Genomic DNA, 18,407 nt, shown 5'->3' with positions numbered 1-18,407 from the left:
GTGGCGCCCCGGGACGAGCGGGCGCGATGCAGTCGTCGACCGCCCCGGCGTACTTCGCGGGCAGTCCCGCAACGCCTGCGCCAGCGCCGACTCCCGCCCCGACACGACCGAACCTACGAGAGCACGAGCACCAGGTCGCCGCCGTCGACGGCCTGGGTGCCGGAGAGCGCGATCCGCTCGACGGTCCCGGCGACGGGGGCGGTGATCGAGGCCTCCATCTTCATGGCCTCGATGGTCGCGACGGTGTCGCCGGCGGCGACCTTGTCGCCCGGGGCGACGACCACGGTCACGACGCCCTGGAACGGCGCGGCGACGTGGCCGGGCTGGCCGCTGTCGGCCTTCTCGGCCGCGGCGACCTCGGCCGCGATGGAGCGGTCGCGCACGTTGACCGGGCGGAGCTGGCCGTTGATCGTGGCCAGCACCGTGCGGATGCCGCGCTCGTCGGCGTCGCTGATCGCCTGGATGCCGAAGAGCAGGGTCTTGCCCTCCTCGAGCTCGACGGTGTGCTCGACGCCCTGGCGCAGGCCGTAGAGGTACTCCCGGGTCGGCACCACCGACAGGTCGCCGTACGTCGCGCGCGACTCGGTGAACTCCCGGGTCGGGCCGGGGAAGAGCAGCTCGTTGAGCATCCGGCGGCGGCGCGGGTTGGTGGTGTGGCGCTCACCGTCGAGAGCCTCCCGCTGCTCGTCGGTGAGGGTCTCGAGCGGCGGCTTGTGCTTGCGGCCCTCGAGCGCCTTGGTGCGGAACGGCTCGGGCCAGCCGCCCGGCGGGTCGCCGAGCTCGCCGTTGAGGAAGCCGATGACGGAGTCGGGGATGTCGAACCGGCCGGGGTTCTCGGCGAACTCGGCCGGGTCGGCGCCGACGGCCACCAGGTGCAGCGCGAGGTCGCCGATGACCTTCGACGAGGGCGTCACCTTCGGGACGTTGCCGAGGATGTCGTTGGCGGCGGCGTACATGTCCTCGATCTGCTCGAACTTCTCGCCGAGGCCGAGCGCGATCGCCTGCTGGCGCAGGTTGGAGAGCTGACCGCCGGGGATCTCGTGCCGGTAGACCCGGCCGGTGGGCGAGGGCAGGCCGGACTCGAACGGCGCGTAGACCCGCCGGGTCGCCTCCCAGTAGGGCTCGAGGGCGTTGACGGCGCCCAGCGACAGGCCGGTCTCGCGGTCGCTGTGGTCGGTCGCCGAGACCAGGGCCGAGAGCGGTGGCTGGGAGGTGGTGCCGGCCATCGACGCGGACGCGGCGTCGACGGCGTCGACCCCGGCCTCGATCGCCGCGACCAGCGTCGCGAGCTGGCCACCGGCGGTGTCGTGGGTGTGCAGGTGCACGGGCAGGTCGAAGCGCTCGCGCAGCGCGGTCACCAGGGTCCGCGCCGCCGGCGCGCGCAGCAGGCCGGCCATGTCCTTGATCGCGAGCACGTGCGCGCCGGCCGCGACGATCTCGTCGGCCAGCCGCAGGTAGTAGTCGAGCGTGTAGAGCGACTCGGCGGGGTCGGACAGGTCGCCGGTGTAGCACAGGGCGACCTCGGCGACCGCGGTGCCGGTCGCCCGGACCGCCTCGATCGCCGGGCGCATCTGCTCGACGTCGTTGAGGGCGTCGAAGACCCGGAACACGTCGATGCCGGTCGCGGCCGCCTCCTCGACGAAGGCGTTGGTCACGTCGGTCGGGTACGGCGTGTAGCCGACGGTGTTGCGACCGCGCAGCAGCATCTGGAGGCAGATGTTCGGCACCGCCTGGCGCAGGGCGGCGAGCCGCTCCCACGGGTCCTCGGCGAGGAAGCGCAGCGCCACGTCGTACGTCGCGCCGCCCCAGCACTCCAGCGACCACAGCTCCGGCGTCGTGCGCGCGACGTGGCCGGCGACCGCGAGCAGGTCGCGGGTGCGCACCCGGGTCGCGAGCAGGGACTGGTGGGCGTCGCGGAAGGTCGTGTCGGTGACGGCGACGTCGTTCTGTGCGCGCAGCCGGCGCGCGAACTCGGCCGGGCCGACCTCGAGCAGCAGCTGCCGAGTGCCGTCGGGCGCGGGCACGTCGAGGTTGACCGCCGGCAGCTTCGCGACCGGGTCGAGGCTGACCGGCGCCGCGCCGTGCGGCTGGTTCACGGTCACGTCGGCGAGGTAGCTGAGCAGCTTGCTGCCGCGGTCGCCCGACCCGCGCGCCTGGAGCAGCTGCGGGTGCGTCTCGATGAACGACGTCGTCACCCGGCCGGCCGCGAAGTCGGGGTCGGCGAGCACCGCCTGCAGGAACGGGATGTTGGTGGAGACGCCGCGGATCCGGAACTCCGCCACCGCTCGGCGCGCCTTCTCGACGGCCTTCTCGAAGGTGCGTCCGCGACAGGTGAGCTTGGCCAGCATCGAGTCGAAGTGCGCGGAGACCTCCGCGCCGGTGTACGTCGTGCCACCGTCGACGCGGACGCCGCCGCCGCCGGGGGAGCGGTACGTCGTGATCACGCCGGTGTCGGGACGGAAGTTGTTCGCGGGGTCCTCGGTGGTGATCCGGCACTGCAGCGCCGCGCCGCGCAGCTGGACCGTGTCCTGCGCGAGCTCGAGGTCGGCCAGCGTCTCGCCGGAGGCGATCCGCAGCTGCGACTGCACGAGGTCGACGTCGGTGACCTCCTCGGTCACGGTGTGCTCGACCTGGATGCGCGGGTTCATCTCGATGAAGACGTAGTTGCCCTGCGGATCGAGCAGGAACTCCACGGTGCCGGCGTTGCGGTAGCCGATCTCCTGGGCGAAGCGCACCGCGTCGGCACACATCCGGTCCCGCAGCTCCGGGTCGAGGTTGGGCGCCGGGGCGATCTCGACGACCTTCTGGTGCCGCCGCTGCACCGAGCAGTCGCGCTCGAAGAGGTGGATCACGTTGCCCGCGCCGTCGGCGAGGATCTGCACCTCGATGTGCCGCGGGTCGACGACGGCCTGCTCGATGAAGACGGTCGGGTCGCCGAAGGCGCCCTCCGCCTCGCGCATGCAGGTCTCGACGGCGTCGCGCAGGTCCTTCGGGTTGTCGACCCGCCGCATGCCGCGCCCGCCGCCGCCCGCCACGGCCTTGACGAAGAGCGGGTAGGGCAGGTCGGCGGCCGCCGCGATCAGCGTGTCCGGGTCGGTCGAGGGCTCGACGCTCGCCAGCGTCGGGACGCCGGCCGCCTTGGCAGCGGCGACCGCGCGCGCCTTGTTGCCGGTCAGCTCCAGCACCTCGGAGGTCGGACCGATGAAGGTGATGCCCGCGTTGGCGCACGCCTCGGCGAGCGCGGGGTTCTCCGACAGGAAGCCGTAGCCCGGGTAGACGGCGTCCGCACCGGCCCGCACCGCGACCGCGACGATCGCCTCGGGGTCGAGGTAGGCGCGCACCGGGTGGCCCCGCTCACCGATCTCGTAGGCCTCGTCGGCCTTCAACCGGTGCTCGGACCAGCGGTCCTCGTAGGGGAAGACCGCGACGGTGCGCGCACCCAGCTCATAGGCCGCGCGGAACGCTCGGATCGCGATCTCGCCCCGGTTGGCCACCAGTACCTTGGAGAACATGGCGGACACGCTATAAGCCCGGCGCGGCGGGCGACGGCGCGCTCGTCTCCGGCGAGACGAGGAACTGCCCGAGCAACTCGGGCATCGCGTCGTGGGCGAGTGCCACCGCCGTGTCCACCGGTACGTCGAGCACGGTCACCGCCTGCCGCCCGCCGGCCGTGGTCGCGACCAGCGTCGTCAGGCCGGCCCGGCGCTGGAACCACGAGGCGCGCAGGTTCCAGCCGATCACGCCGCGCACCGCGAGCGCCTCGCGCCGGCGATCGAGGCTGCCCGAGCGCGCGACCAGGTGCCGGTCGACCAGCGCGTGACCGAGTGCGGCGGCCCGGTCGTGGGCGAGCAGGAGCGCCGCCGGGAGCGCGAGCAGCGTGACCAGCCACCAGGTGTCGAGCACGCCGGCGGCGACGGCACCCACGACGACCGCGAGCGCGACGAGCACCGGTCCGGACGCCCTGGTGTAGCGGCGCCCCCGGGCGCGGGGTCCGTGGCCGGTGAGCGGCGTCTGCACCGGTGCGACGGTGCCCAGCACCTCGGCCGCAACCCGGTCGACCACCGGGCGCGGACAGGGCGGTGCCAGCAGCGAGCTGGCCGACCGGCCGCGGTCCAGGCCGGTCACGATCGCCGAGACGCGCGCCCCGCGCGCGGCCCGCAGCGCGAGCGGGTCCGCGATGCTCACGCCGCTGACGCGCTCGTCGTCGACGGTCGTCTCCCGGGTGGTGAGCAGGCCGCGGCGCAGGTGCCAGGCGCCGTGGCGTCGGGGGCCGGTGTGGGTGAGCGTGAAGCCCCAGTTGGTGACGACGTACCCGGTGATGGCCAGCGCGGAGACGAGGATGGCCAGCAGCACCAGCCCGATCGGCACTGCGAGCCAGATCGACCATCCGGTCGCGCCGTTGACGATGCCCTCGGCGTCGAGGTCGTCGAAGCCGCCGACGGCGTTGAGCGTCTGGGCCGCCACGCCGAGGGCACCGCCGGCCAGCACCAGGCCGGTGGTCGTCAGCGGGGCGAACCGCACCCAGGCGGGGTCGAAGCGCACGACCACGCGGTCGGTGGGCGCGGCCTCGCTCCCGGCGTCGCCGAGTCGGAGCAGCTCGGCACGGAGCCGCCGGGCGTGCTCGACCGGCAGGCCGTCGAGGTCGAGGTGGTCCTCGTCGTCGGTCGAAGCCGTGCCGGTGCCGATCCGCACCGTGGTGAGCCCCAGCAGCCGATGGGTGAGCGAGGCGGTGACGTCGACGGTGCGCACCCGGTCGAGCGGCGTCGACAGCAGGTGCCGGTTGACCAGGCCGCGGCGCAGCTCGACCCGGGCGGCGGTGATCCGGTAGTACGTCGTGAAGTACCGCAGCAGGCCGAGCGCGACCGGGATCGCGATGCCGAGCCCGTGCCACCAGTCGGTCCGGCCGGCGGCGGTGCCGGCGATGAAGATGGCCAGCAGCGCGGGCAGGAAGCGCACCAGCTCGCGCACCGGGTAGATCAGCAGCATCCGCGGGTCGAGCCGGCGCCAGGCGACGTCCTCCGCGGCCACCGGGATCCCGCCGGCCTCCGGGGTCTCCGGTGCGGTCTCGGGATCGGTCACGTCGCGTCGCCCGGCACGGTGTCGGCCTGCACCGCGAGCTGGTCGACCAGCTCGAGGGCGCGGCCGCGGTCGAGTCCGACGATCTCGAGTGCTCCGGCGGCCGAGGCCGTGGTGACGGTGACGGTGGCGAGCCCGAAGAGCCGCGCGATCGCGCCCTCGGCGTGGTCGACGGTCTGGATCCGCGACATGGGCGCGATCCGCCGTTCACGCACCCACCAGCCGGTCTGGGTGTAGACGGCGGTGTCGGTGACCTCCCAGCGGTGCACCCGGTAGCGCCAGAGCGGCATCACCACGACGTACGCCGCGGCGAGGACGCCGACCAGCGCGACCAGCCAGCCGGGGATCGGGAGCCAGTCGGTGATCGGGCCGACCACGGCGAGGACCGCGACCAGCACGACCGCCTCGAGCCCCGCCGACGTCGCCCACATCAGCCGCGCCCGGGGGCTCACCCGCTGGCGGGGCTCGCGCAGGCGTGGCCGGGCCTCGGAGTCCGTCACGACCCGAGCCTACGGGGCGGAGCGGCGGCGGCTCCGACCCCGTCGGCCCGACTCGAGCAGCCGCCCGAGGAGGTCGCCGTCGAGGGCGCCGTAGCCGGTGCGGCTCCACGCGCCCAGGTCGAGCTTGAAGTAGTGCGCCGGCCGCCCGTCGGCGACGAAGTCGAGCACGTCGTCGGGCTCGGTGCCCCCGGTCACCGCGCGAGCGCACCGCTCACAGGCGGGCACCCGGACACCGGACTCGCCGTCGCGCCAGAGCACCGGTGTCGTGGCGCCCTCGTGCAGTGGGTTGAAGTAGCAGTTCGGCGCGGGCTCCCAGCCGCGACCGTCGACGGCCGCGGCGAGTGCGGAGCGTCCCCGCCCGGCCAGCACGATCGCGCCGACGGCGTCGGCGGGCGAGTGGTCGCGGTCCAGGATGCGGCGCGCGACGTCGTAGTGGTCGAGCGCCGCCTGCCACGCGGGCAGGCCCGCGCTGTGCCGGGGGTCGAGCTCGGCGGCGTCGATCGCCTCGCCGAGAGCGAGCACGTCGGCCTGGGCCCGGCCCTCGGTGCGGCGGTCCTCGGCGGCCCGGACGGTGCTGAGCACGGCGGTCGGCAGCGTGAACGATGCCCCCGTCGGGGTGGGCGCGGCCGGCAGCGCCCGCGCCCGGCGACGGCGCGCGGTCACGACGACGGCGACCAGGGCGAGCACCGCGACGGCGATGCCGGTCAGCGCTCCGGCGCCGAGCCCGCCGTCGTCCCCGCCGGACGAGCCGCCGGGGTACCGCTCCTCGGGGTCGAGCTGCTCGTAGAGGCGCTCGGCGTCGCCCGACTTCAGCAGCTCGAGCACCCGCAGCGCCTGGGCGCCGAGGTCGTCGGGGTGCTCGGCCGAGGCGACCCGCGCGGCGTAGAAGAGCCCGGAGTCGTCGGGGAAGCTGGTGAGCTCGAGGACGTAGGGGTCGTCGCCGTACTGCGGCTCGAGCCCGACGTACACGCCGGAGCGGCCGGTGTCGTCGCGGATGTAGTTCGCGAGCTCCCCGGCGTCGCCGTGCGTCAGCGGGTCGCGGTGGTCGAGGTCCACGAGGGCGACGTACGTCGGCGTGTCCGCCTCGGCCGCCGCCGCCTCGATCTGTGCCTCGACGTCGTGCGGCACCTGGTCGCGGAGCTCGGGGGCGACCCAGACGCCGTCCTCGCCGAGCTCGGCCTCGATCTGTCGCAGGGTCTCCTCGTCGATCCGGGTCATCCGCGGCCCTCACGAGCGGAGCGGGACAGCGCACCGACGAGGCCGACGACCGCCAGCAGCCCGAGGTAGCCGATCGCCGCGAAGAGCAGGCCGGCCGCGATGCCGCCGCCGGTGCCGCCCCAGTAGTCCGAGCGCGTGTCACCGCCCTCGAACTCGCGCTCCGGCGGCACCGCCGCCAGCTCGTCGACGAGCCGCTCCAGGGCCGCGCCCGCGCGGCCCTTGCCGTCGGCGTCGACGTAGGGATCGCGGTAGCCGAGGGCCCCCAGGAGTGGGTAGCTGCCCCGGGTCACCACCGCGTAGTAGCCGTCCTCGCCGACCCCCACCCGCAGCTGGTCGAGCGCGGCGTACGTCGTGTTGTAGCCGGCGTCGGCGGTGTCCGCCCACCAGACGACGAAGACCGGCACGGGAGCCGTGGCGATGATCCGCTCGACGGTGGCGACCTCGTCGTCGGTCAGCTCGTCGCGCAGCTCCGGCCCGACGTAGAAGCCGGTCTCCCGCACGCCGTCGATCGCCGCCTGCACTCGGTCGCCGGGCGGCTCCTGCGCCGCCGCGGCCAGGATGGCGTCGTCGAAGTCGACCTCCGGCGGCACCGCGTGGTGCCCGGGGACCAGGCCGGCGAACAGCCCGACCCCGACCGCGACGACCACCGCCAGCAGGGCACCGAGGACCCTCATCGCGACCGCCCCCTCGCGGCGGCCACGCGCGAGGCGAGGTCGCCGAGGTCGGCGGCGAGGCTGCCGAAGCCGGTCTGCGCCCAGACCGAGTCGCCCTCGTAGTAGGGCTGGAGCCGCCCGTGCCGGCGTACCTTCAGGGTCTCGGGCTCCCGGCCGGAGCTCACCGCCTTCCGGCACGCGCGACACACCGGCACCTCGACCGCGCTGTCGCCGAAGCGCCACTCGGCCACCTGGGTCGCGGTGGCATGGCGCGGGTCGAAGAAGCAGACGTCGTACGGCGCCGTGGCGCGCCGCCGGGCGATGGCGAGCTCGCGGCGCCCGGCGCGGGCCAGCACCAGCGCACCCATGACGTCGAGGACGTCGTCGGAGCCGAGCAGTGGCTCGGCGACCTCGCGCGCGAGTGCGGCGCGGTCGTGCCGGTCTCCGGCGGGCGCGGTCGGCAGCGTCTCGGCGAGCGCGGTGAGCTGGGTGCCCGCCTCGGCCCGCAGGGTCTCGATGTCGGGAGGCGCAGGACTGCCGGCGGCCCTCGCCCGAGTGCTCGGCCGGTCGCTCGTCCGGTCGCCGCGCTGGCGACGCCAGCCCGGCCAGCCGACGAGGCTCTGGAGCAGCACGGCCAGCAGGCCCGCGCCGACGGCGACCCCGACCATCCACCGCTTGCCGGTGCTCCACGGCTCCGGCGGCTCGTCCAGGTCGGACCGGCTCGGCCGCTCGTACGGTTGCAGGTCCCGCTCCCGTTCGGCGAGGTCGTCGACGACGGTATCGGGGAGGCTGACGTCCTCGTAGTCGAGTCCCTCGCTCTGCGGCGGGGCGGCGAGCGCGGTCTGGAGCACGGCCTCGACGTCGACGGTCGGGGTGAGGAGGTAGCTCCCGCTCGCGGCCTCGACTGCGTCGCTGTCGGTGTTGGCCTGGAGGCTGAAGAGCGTCTCGTCCCAGCCCGTGCCGATGACCCGGACGCCGGTGGGGCTGCCGCTCGCCGAGACGACGTAGAGACCGGGCTCGCCGATCCGCCGGCTCAGCGCGGTGGCGAGGAAGCGCGACGAGTCGATGCCGGCGTCCACGTCGGGCGGCGCGTCGATCACGGCGACGTACGCCGCGAAGGGCAGTCGCGACACCAGTTCGCCGATCCGGGCCATCGCCCCGCTGGTGTCGCCGGACGCGCGCGTCTCCTGGACGATCACGTGGTCCTGGCGCAGCGCCTGCTCCAGGGCGTCGATCGTGTCCGGGTAGGGGACATCGCCCGAGAGCAGCATGGCGTTGCGGACCCGGTCAGTCCTTGAGTTCGCAGATCACCGCGCCGTTGGCCACGGTCTGGCCGACCTCGGCCTGCAGGCCGGTGACGGTGCCGGCCTTGTGGGCCTTGAGCGGCTGCTCCATCTTCATCGCCTCGATGACGACCACGGTGTCGCCCTCGGCGACCTCCTGGCCCTCCTCGACGACGACCTTCACGACCGTGCCCTGCATGGGGCTGGTGACGGCGTCGCCGCTCGCGGCCGCGCCGGCCTTCTTGCCGCCGGCGCGCTTCGGCTTCTTCGCCCCGCCGCCACCGGCGGACAGACCTGCCCCCAGAGTCTGGCTGAGCCCGCCGGGCAGCACGACCTCGAGCCGCTTGCCGCCGACCTCGACGACGACCTTCTGGCGCTCGTCGGCCTCCTCGGCCTCGGCCACGTCGCCGCCGTAGGGCTGGATCTGGTTGTCGAAGTCGGTCTCGATCCACGTGGTGTAGACGGTGAACTCACCCTCGCCGGACGGCGTGGAGGCGCCGACGTACGCCGGGTCGTCGACCACCGTGCGGTGGAAGGGGATCACGGTCGGCATGCCGTCGACGACGAACTCGTCGAGCGCGCGGCGCGAGCGCTCCAGCGCCTGGGTGCGGTCGCGGCCGGTCACGATCAGCTTGGCGATCAGGGAGTCGAACGAGCCGGGTACGGTCTCGCCGTTCTCGTAGCCCCCGTCGATCCGCACGCCCGGACCCTGCGGCGGGCTCCAGGCCGACAGCGTGCCGGGGGCGGGCATGAAGTTGCGGCCGCCGTCCTCGGCGTTGATGCGGAACTCGATCGAGTGGCCGCGCACCTCCGGGTCGTCGTACCCGAGCGCCTCGCCGGCGGCGATCCGGAACATCTCGCGCACCAGGTCGATGCCGGTCACCTCCTCGGAGACGCAGTGCTCGACCTGGAGCCGGGTGTTGACCTCGAGGAAGGAGATGGTGCCGTCGCGGCCCACGAGGAACTCGCAGGTGCCGGCGCCGACGTAGCCGGCCTCGCGCAGGATCGCCTTCGAGGACTCGTAGAGGCGGGCCACCTGGTCGTCGGTGAGGAACGGGGCGGGCGCCTCCTCGACCAGCTTCTGGTGCCGGCGCTGCAGCGAGCAGTCGCGGGTGGAGACCACCACGACGTTGCCATGGGCGTCGGCCAGGCACTGGGTCTCGACGTGGCGCGGCCGGTCGAGGAACTTCTCGACCAGGCACTCGCCGCGGCCGAACGCCGTGACCGCCTCGCGCACCGCGGACTCGTAGGCGTCGGGGATCTCCTCGAGCGTGCGGGCGACCTTGAGGCCGCGGCCGCCGCCGCCGAAGACGGCCTTGATCGCGACCGGCAGGCCGTTGGCCTTCGCGAACTCGACGACCTCGTCGGCGTCCTGGACCGGGTCCTTGGTGCCGGGGGCGAGCGGGGCGTTCGCCTTCTGGGCGATGTGCTTGGCCCGCGCCTTGTCGCCCAGCGCCTCGATCGCGGCCGGCGGCGGGCCGATCCACACCAGGCCGGCGTCGAGCACGGCCTGGGCGAAGTCGGCGTTCTCGGCCAGGAAGCCGTAGCCGGGGTGCACCGAGTCGGCGCCCGCCTGCTCGGCGACCGCGAGGATCTTGGCGATGTCGAGGTAGGACTCGGCGGGCGTCGCTCCGCCCAGCGCGTAGGCCTCGTCGGCCAGCCGCACGAAGAGCGCGTCCCGGTCGGGGTCGGCGTAGACCGCCACGCTTCCGATCCCGGCGTCCTTGCAGGCCCGGATCACCCGCACCGCGATCTCTCCGCGGTTGGCGATCAGGACCTTCTGCAGCGGCTTGCTCTCGGGCACTACCCCTCCTGCGTCAGACATGGCGGGTCGGCACGACCCCGCGGGGCAGGGTATCGCCAGCGGGCGCCCAGATGGGCTTCGTCCGGGTGTGGGCCATGTCGCACCAAGCGGATGTTTGGTGTCCCGAGGGTCGCGAGGTTAACAATCGCTAACCTCGGCGGCTAGCATGCGGAGCATGAGCCAGTCGTCGAGCTTCGAGGTGTCCCGCGAGCACGAGGAGTTCCGTCGCAGCGTCCGCGACTTCGCGGAGGCCGAGATCGCGCCGCACGCCGCTCGGTGGGACCGCGACCACCACTTCCCGGTCGACGTCGTGCGGAAGATGGGCGCGCTCGGCCTCTTCGGGCTGACCGCTCCGGAGGAGTACGGCGGCGCCGGCGAGGACGGCGACTTCACCAGCCTCTGCGTGGCCATCGAGGAGATCGGCCGGGTCGACCAGTCGCTCGGCATCACGCTCGAGGCGGCGGTCGGCCTCGGCATCAACCCCATCCTCGCCTACGGCACCGACGAGCAGCGTCGGACCTGGCTGCCCGACCTCGTCGCGGGGGAGCGGCTGGCCGGCTTCGGCCTCACCGAGCCGGGTGCCGGCTCCGACGCCGGGGCGACCACGACCCGCGCCGTACTGGAAAACGGCGAGTGGGTGGTCAACGGCGCCAAGCAGTTCATCACCAACTCCGGCTCCGAGATCACCAGCCTGGTGACCGTCACCGCGCGCACCGGTGAGACCGAGGCCGGGAAGGCGGAGATCAGCACGATCATCGTGCCCAGCGGCACGCCCGGGTTCACCGCGGAGAAGGCCTACGACAAGCTCGGCTGGCACGCCTCCGACACCCACCCGCTGACGTTCGAGGACGCGCGCGTCCCGGAGGCCAACCTGCTCGGCGCCCGTGGCCGCGGCTACGCCCAGTTCCTCGCAACGCTCGACGACGGCCGGGTCGCCATCGCCGCGCTCGCCGTCGGCTGCATCCAGGCCTGCCTCGACCTGAGCGTCGAGTACGCCGGGGACCGGCAGACCTTCGGCGGTCCGATCGGGCGTAAGCAGGGCGTGGCGTTCCAGATCGCCGACCTCGAGGTGATGCTGCACGCGTCGCGGCTGCTGACCTACCGGGCCGCGGCGATGAAGGACTCGATGCGCGACGGGTCCGGCGCGTCGACGAAGGACTTCAAGCAGGCCGCCGCCGTCGCCAAGCTCTACGCCACCGAGTCCGCCGTCACCGCCACCCGGATCGCCACCCAGGTCTTCGGCGGCTACGGCTTCATGGAGGAGTACCCCGTCGCCCGCTTCTACCGCGACGCCAAGGTGCTCGAGATCGGCGAGGGCACCTCGGAGGTGCAGCGGATGCTGATCGCGCGCGGCCTGGGCCTGCCGGTCGAGTAGCGCCACCCGGGGTGGTTTCGAGGCTCAGGCGCCAGGGCGCCTTCGCACCTCAACCACCGTGTCACGGTGGTTGAGGTGTGAGGAGCGCCAGCGACGAGCCTCGAAACCGGCCGGTGCGGGGGAGGGGGTCTCGAGGTTCGGGCTCGGCGGCCCTCACACCTCAGCCACGTGGTCCGGGGCGGTTGCTACCGGGCTGAGCGGGCCCAACGGTTAGCCTTGGCCCCATGGCTGGTGGCCGGTGGCATCGGATCTTCACCGAGGCATACCGGTTCCTGGCGGTCGGTGGCCTCGCGACGATCGTCGCGTTCCTGATCTTCAACTTCCTGCTGCACGGGTTCAGCACTGGCTGGGACGCGCCGCTCGCCAACCATCCCTACCTCGCGTTCGTGATCGCCAACGTGGTCGGCATGACGATCAGCTACCGCGGCAGTCGTACCTGGGTCTTCAAGGACCGGCCGCCGCGCACCGCCGACGGCGGCCGGCTGATGTTCGTGGCGATCAACCTGGTCACCATGCTGATCCCGATCGGGTGCCTGTGGGTCAGCCGCAACGTGCTCGGCCTCGACGACCCCTACTCCGACAACGTCTCCGCGAACGTGCTCGGGCTCTTCCTGGGCATGGTGGCGCGCTTCTACCTGTTCCGCACGCTGGTCTTCCGGCGGCCGGTGGTCCTGGCCGAGCTGCGGCACCACCCGCTCCAGGTCTTCGAGCTGAGCGAGCTGCAGCCGACCGACGAGGGCGGCGGCCCGGGCGAGCTGGGTGGTCTGGGTGGTCTGGAGGTCACCGGGACGGACGGGGAGTCCACAGCTCGGTCCACGAGTGACCGAGCTCCGCGACGAGGTCCCTGAGCAGCGGCAGGCTGACCCCGACCACGTTGTGGTGGTCGCCGTCGATCCCTGTCACGAACGCACCACCGAGTCCGTCGACCGTGAACGCCCCGGCGACGTGCAGCGGCTCGCCGCTCGCGACGTACGCCGCGATCTCATCGTCGGCCAGGTCGGCGAAGTGCACCGTGGTCGACGCCGTGGCCGCGGCGACCCGGCCGGTGGCGGTGTCGCGCAGGCAGTGGCCGGTGCGCAGCACGCCCGAGCGGCCGCGCATCCGCTCCCAGCGATGCACGGCCTCCGCGGCGTCCTCGGGCTTCCCGAGCGCGGCGCCGTCGAGGTCGAGCACCGAGTCGCAGCCGAGCACGAGCGCACCCTCGGGCAGGTCGTCGCGCTCGGCGACCGCGGCGCACTTGAGCTCGGCGAGCTGGAGTGCGAGCTCCGCGGGCGGCAGGCCCTCGAGCTGCGACTCGTCGACCCCGGACACCATCACCGTGGGCTCGATGCCGGCGTTGCGCAGCGTCTGGAGCCGGGCGGGGGACGCGGAGCCGAGAACGAGAGCCGTCACGCGGGTGATTCAAGCATCTCGATCGCGTCACCGAACGCGCACGTCGCGAGCGCGGTCAGCGGGTCGCCCTCGTCGAGGTGCTCGTGGGCGCGCATCGAGATCATCACGTTGAGCAGCATCCCGTAGGCGATGAAGTCGCGGGTCTCCTCGTCGTCCCAGCCGGTGCGCTTGATGGTCGCGAAGACCTCGCCCATGCAGCGCCGGGCGGCCGCCCCGATCTCGGGCACGCCGCCCGCGGAGAAGCCGTGCATCATCACCTGCAGGAAGTCCTGGTCCTGCAGCAGCTCGGTGTAGGCGATGCCCATCCGGGCGCGGTCGTCCTCGCTCGTGGGGTCGAACGGACCCTCGTCGAGCACCGCCGCGAACGCGTCGCGGATCCGGCCGACCGCTCGCTCGAAGACCTCGAGGAAGAGGTCGAGCTTGGTGCCGAACATCCGCACGACGTACGGCTGGGAGACGCCGGCCTCCTTGGCCACCGCGTCGGTGCTGGTGCCCGCATACCCGCCGCGGGCGAAGGCCCGGGTGGCCGCCTCCAGCACCAGCTCGCGCCGGTCCTCGGCGCTCATCCGGCTGACCTTCTGCGCACGTCCGGCCGCATTCATGCTTGACATGTTATCAGTCGATTACTTACCGTCGTGACCTAAGTAATCATTCAATGCCTTCTTAGGAGCCGTGATGACCACTCTCGACGCGACGCGGGAGCTCGCCCCCGCCAGCGACCCCGGGCCCCGGTCCCGCCGTGCGCCGGTGTGGCTCGCCGTCCTCGCGGCGTCGCTCCCGATGTTCATGGCCACGCTGGACAACCTGGTGATGACCAGCGCGCTACCGGTGATCAAGGCCGACCTCGGCTCGTCGGTCGGCGAGCTCTCCTGGTTCATGAACGCCTACACGCTCGCCTTCGCCACGTTCATGCTCCCGGCCGCGACTCTGGGCGACCGGCTCGGACGGCGCCGGGTGATGCTGGTCGGCCTGGCCGTCTTCACGCTCGGCTCGATCGGTTCGGCGCTCAGCACCACGTCGGAGGCGCTGATCGTCGCGCGGGCCGTGCAGGGCGTCGGCGCCGCCGCGATCATGCCGCTCTCGCTGACGCTGCTCGCGGCCGCGGTGCCGCCCGCCAGGCGGGCCGCCGCGATCGGCATCTGGGGCGGGGTCAGCGGCCTCGGGGTCGCACTCGGCCCGGTGATCGGCGGGGCCGTGGTGGAGGGCGTCAGCTGGGAGGCGATCTTCTGGCTCAACGTGCCGGTCGCCCTGGTGGCCGCGCCGCTGCTGCTGGCGGCGATCCCGGAGTCGCGCGGCGCCTGGCAGCGTCTCGACCTGGTCGGCGTGCTGCTGCTCGGCGGCGCGGTCTTCCTCGGGGTCTGGGGCATCGTGCACGGCAACGACGACGGGTGGGGCGACCCGCGGGTGCTCGTGCCGCTCGCGCTCGCGACGCTGCTGGTGCCGGCGTACGTCGTCTGGGCCCGGGGCCGCTCGTACGCCGTGCTGCCGCTGCGGCTGTTCTCCTCGCGCAGCTTCTCGGTGGCCAACGTGATCGCGCTGTTCTTCACCCTCGGCATGTTCGGCACGGTCTTCCTGCTCGCGCAGTACCTCCAGATCGTGCAGGGCTACTCCCCGCTGGACGCGGGCCTGCGCACGCTGCCGTGGACCGCGGCGCCGATGGTGGTCGCCCCGATCGCCGGGGCGCTGGCGCCGAAGGTCGGGCTTCGGCCGCTGCTCGCGCTGGGGCTGGCGCTGCAGACCGCGTCGCTGGTCTGGTTCGCGTGGCTCACCGAGTCGGACTCGGCGTACTCCGCGTTCGTCCCCGCACTGCTCCTGGCCGGCGTCGGCATGGGCCTGACGTTCGCGCCGATGGCCACCGCGGTGCTCGACGGCCTCCCGGAGGGCGACTTCGCGGTCGCCAGCTCCGCGAACTCCACGGTCCGCGAGTTCGGCGTGGCACTCGGCATCGCGCTGCTGACCGCGGTCTTCCTCGGCTACGGCGGCGCGCTCGACCCGCGGGGCTACGACGGTGCGATCGGCCCGGCCCTGATCACCGGTGCCGCCGCCGTCGCGATCGCGTTCGTCGCGAGCCTGTTCGCGCCCGGACGGGCGAGCCGGGCGGGATGAGCCGGGGCGGGGACCGCGCCTCGGGCATGATGGCGCGGTGCTCCTCCGCCGCCCCTCCGCCGCACCGGCGGCGCTGCTGCTGGCCACCCTCGCCGGGCTCACCGCCTGCTCCGGAGGCGGTGACGGTGGCCCGGCGGACGCCCAGGCGGTCAACCCGTACGCCGACCACGCGGGCTACGCCGATCCGGACTCGCGCACGGCGCAGGCCGCGGAGCAGGCGAAGGCGTCCGGCGACGCCGATCGGGAGCGGGTCTTCCGCCGGCTGGCCGAGACGCCGCAGGGCATCTGGCTCACCCCGGAGGAGCACCCCGCCGGGGACGTCGGCGGCTACGTGACGCGGATCGTCGACGCGGCGGACGAGGCCGGCCGGGTGCCGACCTTCGTGGTCTACGGCATCCCCGACCGCGACTGCACGGGCGGCTTCTCCGGAGGCGGCCTCCCGGCCGACCGGTACGGCCCGTGGGTGCAGGAGATCGCCGACGCCGCCGCGGCGGGCGACGACGTGGCGGTGGTCGTCGAGCCCGACGCCCTCGCCTCGGTGCTCGAGTGCGGGAGCCGTGAGGACCGGGTCCGGCTGATCGCCGACGCCGTGGACCGGCTCGCCGCGGCCGGCCTCACGACGTACGTCGACGGCGGTCACTCCCACTGGGTCGAGGCGAAGGACCTGGCGCGGCTGCTCGAGCAGGTCGGTGTCGAGGACGTGCGCGGCTTCGCGACCAACGTCTCGAACTTCCAGACCGACGCGGACGAGCGGGCCTACGCCGAGCGGTTGAGCGGGATGCTCGGCGGTGCGCACTACGTCATCGACAGTGGCCGCAACGGGTTCGGCGCCAGCCAGGACTGGTGCAACCCACCGGGCCGGGCGTTCGGCACCGAGCCCGGCGCGGCGACGGACCAGGGCAACCTCGACGCCTACGTGTGGGTGAAGCCGCCGGGGGAGAGCGACGGCGAGTGCCACGGCGGACCGCCGGCCGGGCAGTTCTGGCCCGACCGCGCGATGGAGCTGGCCGGCGCGTCCGGGTGGTGATGCGCCGGACGCGGTGGGATCCGGGCGGCGAGTCGGGGACCCACGCGTCGCCGTCGGGCGCAGCGGCGTTGTTAGGCTGCGGCTCATGGAGTCGGGCAACGAGTGGGTTGCGGTCATCATCGAGGACGACCCCGATGTACGTGACCTGATCGACATAGTGCTGACCCAGTCGGGCTTCACGACCGTGGTGACCGAGAACGGCGCCGACGGTGTCGAGGCGGTCCGTCGCCACAACCCGCTGATCACCACGCTCGACGTGAACATGCCGGGCATGGACGGCTTCGCGGTCGCCAAGCGGCTGCGCGAGTTCAGCAGCACCTACCTGATCATGATCACCGCGCTCGCCGACGAGATCGACGTCGTGCAGGGGTTCGAGGCCGGTGCCGACGACTACCTGGTCAAGCCGTTCCGTCCCCGCGAGCTGCGCGCCCGCGCCGACTCGATGCTGCGCCGGCCGCGCACCCGGATGGACAAGCCGCAGGGTTGGGTCGACGCCGAGCGCGAGGCGCCCGCCGCTCCCGAGCCGGAGTCGTGGGCCGCCGCGGCCGCGCGCGACCTGGCCACGGCCGGCCCGCTCGCGCCGCTCTCCTCGCAGGCGCCCGAGCCTCAGCAGGCGCAGCAGCCGCAGCGGCCCTTCCAGCCGGCGCACCCGCCGACCGTGCCGGCGCCGCCGCCGGCCCCCCAGCAGGCCCCGCCGCAGGTCGCTCCGCAGCCGCCGGCCGAGCAGCCGCACCGGGGTGCGCCCCAGCCCGTCGCCCAGCCCGCAGCCCAGCACGGCGCGGTGCTCGCCGACCCGTCGACCGGCTGGATGCAGTTCAACGGCCTGGCGCTCAACCACGAGACCCGCGTCGTGACCGTCAACAACGGGGCCGTCGACCTGACCCGTACGGAGTTCGACCTGCTCGCCTCGCTGATGGGCACCGGTCGCCGGGTGCGCAGCAAGGCCGACCTGGTGCTGACCATGCGCGGGCAGCAGTACGTCACGTCGTACTTCGTCAACGAGGCCGACAAGCGCTCCGTCGAGGTGCACATCGCCAACCTGCGCCGCAAGCTCGGCGACGACGCGGCGACGCCGCGCTACATCGAGACGGTCCGGGGCGTGGGCTACAGGCTCGCCGAGGCGGTGTAGCGCTCGACGCGCATGTAACGCCGGGTTATCCGCTCTTCCCACCGTGTTGCAACACCGTGGGAACAGGCAGTAACCCGGCGTTACAACCGGTGGGCCGGCTCAGTTGGCGTCGACCGGGATCGACTGCGCCTGGGTCGGCTGGTCGGACTTGAAGATCGCGATCGGGACCTTCTGGCTGACCTTCTTCTTCACGAAGCTCCCGGTCCCGGCGCGCCGCTCCATCCAGACGGTCGCGGTGAAGAACAGGTTGAGGCCCTTGGTGTCCATCGACGTCGGCCGGATCGCCTGGTTGCGCAGCTCGAAGGCACCCTTCGGTGAGGTGATCAGCATGCCGTACTTGGTCGACAGCGGCTCGGGATCGAAGGTGACGTTCTTGGCCACGGCGTCGAGGGAGTAGGGCTTCTCGCCGGACGTCGACCCGTCGTACGTCACCACCTGCGAGGTGACCCGGATCCGGTCGAGGTAGACCTTGCGCTTGGTCCGGAACGGGTCCCGCAGGTCGCGGTCGAGGTCGTAGGCCTGGAAGGTGAACGAGAAGTACTTCTTGCCCTTCGGGTACCACTCGTTGGTGCGCGGCGTCGACTTCGTCGGGTAGAGCGTGTACACGAAGTCGAGGTTGTCGATGTTGATGTGGGACTGGAACGTGCCGTCGCGGGTGAACTGCGAGTCGTACGGCGTCTCGCTCGCCGTCGGCGTCGCCGACGGCGCGGCCGATGGGTCGTCGTTGCCGGTGAGGCTGTCGATCGCGGAGCAGCCGGTCAGCCCCGTCAGCATCAGCGCGCCCGCGGCGGCGACGGCCACCGCGCTGCGGCGCAGACTCGGGCGGGGGTGGATGCGGGACATG

The 18,407-nt window shown here is 73.2% G+C and carries 15 protein-coding genes; 5 read left to right on the top strand and 10 right to left on the bottom strand.

The features are described from left to right. Positions 1-113 precede the first annotated feature (113 nt). From FHU40_RS06765 to FHU40_RS06735, 7 genes are read right to left on the bottom strand one after another with little or no spacing between them, the layout of a single operon-like run. On the bottom strand, positions 114-3,512 hold the full coding sequence (locus FHU40_RS06765) for a pyruvate carboxylase (protein WP_183591460.1): 3,399 nt from the start codon (positions 3,510-3,512) through the stop codon (positions 114-116). A gap of 10 nt (positions 3,513-3,522) precedes the next feature. Further along, a complete protein-coding gene (locus FHU40_RS06760; protein WP_183591459.1) occupies positions 3,523-5,079 on the bottom strand; it encodes a PH domain-containing protein in 1,557 nt (518 codons plus the stop codon). Then, positions 5,076-5,576: a PH domain-containing protein gene (locus FHU40_RS06755; RefSeq protein ID WP_343057761.1), complete on the bottom strand. Its 501-nt coding sequence runs from the start codon at positions 5,574-5,576 to the stop codon at positions 5,076-5,078. The genes FHU40_RS06760 and FHU40_RS06755 overlap by 4 nt, the downstream gene beginning before the upstream one ends. Before the next feature lie 9 nt (positions 5,577-5,585). Further along, a complete protein-coding gene (locus FHU40_RS06750) occupies positions 5,586-6,794 on the bottom strand; it encodes a hypothetical protein (protein ID WP_183591458.1) in 1,209 nt (402 codons plus the stop codon). Further along, positions 6,791-7,468 carry a hypothetical protein gene (locus FHU40_RS06745; RefSeq protein WP_183591457.1) on the bottom strand — a complete coding sequence of 226 codons (678 nt, stop codon included), beginning with the start codon at positions 7,466-7,468 and terminating at the stop codon, positions 6,791-6,793. Before FHU40_RS06745 ends, FHU40_RS06750 begins: the two co-directional genes overlap by 4 nt. Further along, a complete protein-coding gene (locus FHU40_RS06740) occupies positions 7,465-8,718 on the bottom strand; it encodes a hypothetical protein (RefSeq protein ID WP_183591456.1) in 1,254 nt (417 codons plus the stop codon). Before FHU40_RS06740 ends, FHU40_RS06745 begins: the two co-directional genes overlap by 4 nt. Positions 8,719-8,734: 16 nt before the next feature. Beyond that, complete coding sequence (locus FHU40_RS06735; RefSeq protein WP_215524992.1) at positions 8,735-10,534, bottom strand: acetyl/propionyl/methylcrotonyl-CoA carboxylase subunit alpha; 1,800 nt, start codon at positions 10,532-10,534, stop codon at positions 8,735-8,737. Positions 10,535-10,709: 175 nt separating this feature from the next. Between FHU40_RS06735 and FHU40_RS06730 the strand changes: the two genes are divergently transcribed. Both FHU40_RS06730 and FHU40_RS06725 read left to right on the top strand, forming a co-directional pair. After that, complete coding sequence (locus FHU40_RS06730; RefSeq protein WP_183591454.1) at positions 10,710-11,909, top strand: acyl-CoA dehydrogenase family protein; 1,200 nt, start codon at positions 10,710-10,712, stop codon at positions 11,907-11,909. Between the two features lie 224 nt (positions 11,910-12,133). Next, entirely contained in the window at positions 12,134-12,757 is a 624-nt protein-coding gene (locus FHU40_RS06725; RefSeq protein WP_183591453.1) for a GtrA family protein, read from the top strand. On the opposite strand, the gene FHU40_RS06720 is transcribed toward FHU40_RS06725, so the two are convergent. Next, a complete protein-coding gene (locus FHU40_RS06720; protein WP_183591452.1) occupies positions 12,690-13,301 on the bottom strand; it encodes a Maf family nucleotide pyrophosphatase in 612 nt (203 codons plus the stop codon). The two genes, FHU40_RS06725 and FHU40_RS06720, sit on opposite strands and share 68 nt — an antisense overlap. Continuing rightward, on the bottom strand, positions 13,298-13,903 hold the full coding sequence (locus FHU40_RS06715) for a TetR/AcrR family transcriptional regulator (RefSeq protein ID WP_246389976.1): 606 nt from the start codon (positions 13,901-13,903) through the stop codon (positions 13,298-13,300). Before FHU40_RS06715 ends, FHU40_RS06720 begins: the two co-directional genes overlap by 4 nt. Before the next feature lie 73 nt (positions 13,904-13,976). Between FHU40_RS06715 and FHU40_RS06710 the strand changes: the two genes are divergently transcribed. The 3 genes from FHU40_RS06710 to FHU40_RS28845 all read left to right on the top strand — a co-directional run bounded on the left by FHU40_RS06710 (position 13,977) and on the right by FHU40_RS28845 (position 17,563). Further along, positions 13,977-15,407: an MFS transporter gene (locus tag FHU40_RS06710; protein ID WP_183591451.1), complete on the top strand. Its 1,431-nt coding sequence runs from the start codon at positions 13,977-13,979 to the stop codon at positions 15,405-15,407. Positions 15,408-15,444: 37 nt separating this feature from the next. Continuing rightward, positions 15,445-16,434 carry a glycoside hydrolase family 6 protein gene (locus FHU40_RS06705; RefSeq protein WP_183591450.1) on the top strand — a complete coding sequence of 330 codons (990 nt, stop codon included), beginning with the start codon at positions 15,445-15,447 and terminating at the stop codon, positions 16,432-16,434. An 85-nt stretch (positions 16,435-16,519) separates the two neighbouring features. Further along, positions 16,520-17,563 carry a response regulator transcription factor gene (locus FHU40_RS28845; RefSeq protein WP_183591449.1) on the top strand — a complete coding sequence of 348 codons (1,044 nt, stop codon included), beginning with the start codon at positions 16,520-16,522 and terminating at the stop codon, positions 17,561-17,563. A 99-nt stretch (positions 17,564-17,662) separates the two neighbouring features. On the opposite strand, the gene FHU40_RS06695 is transcribed toward FHU40_RS28845, so the two are convergent. After that, entirely contained in the window at positions 17,663-18,406 is a 744-nt protein-coding gene (locus FHU40_RS06695) for a hypothetical protein (protein WP_183591448.1), read from the bottom strand. Position 18,407 lies beyond the last annotated feature (1 nt).

Origin of the sequence: Nocardioides soli, assembly GCF_014191495.1 — a bacterium.
Lineage (GTDB): Bacteria > Actinomycetota > Actinomycetes > Propionibacteriales > Nocardioidaceae > Nocardioides > Nocardioides soli.
This window is presented reverse-complemented; position numbering and strand designations above follow the sequence as displayed.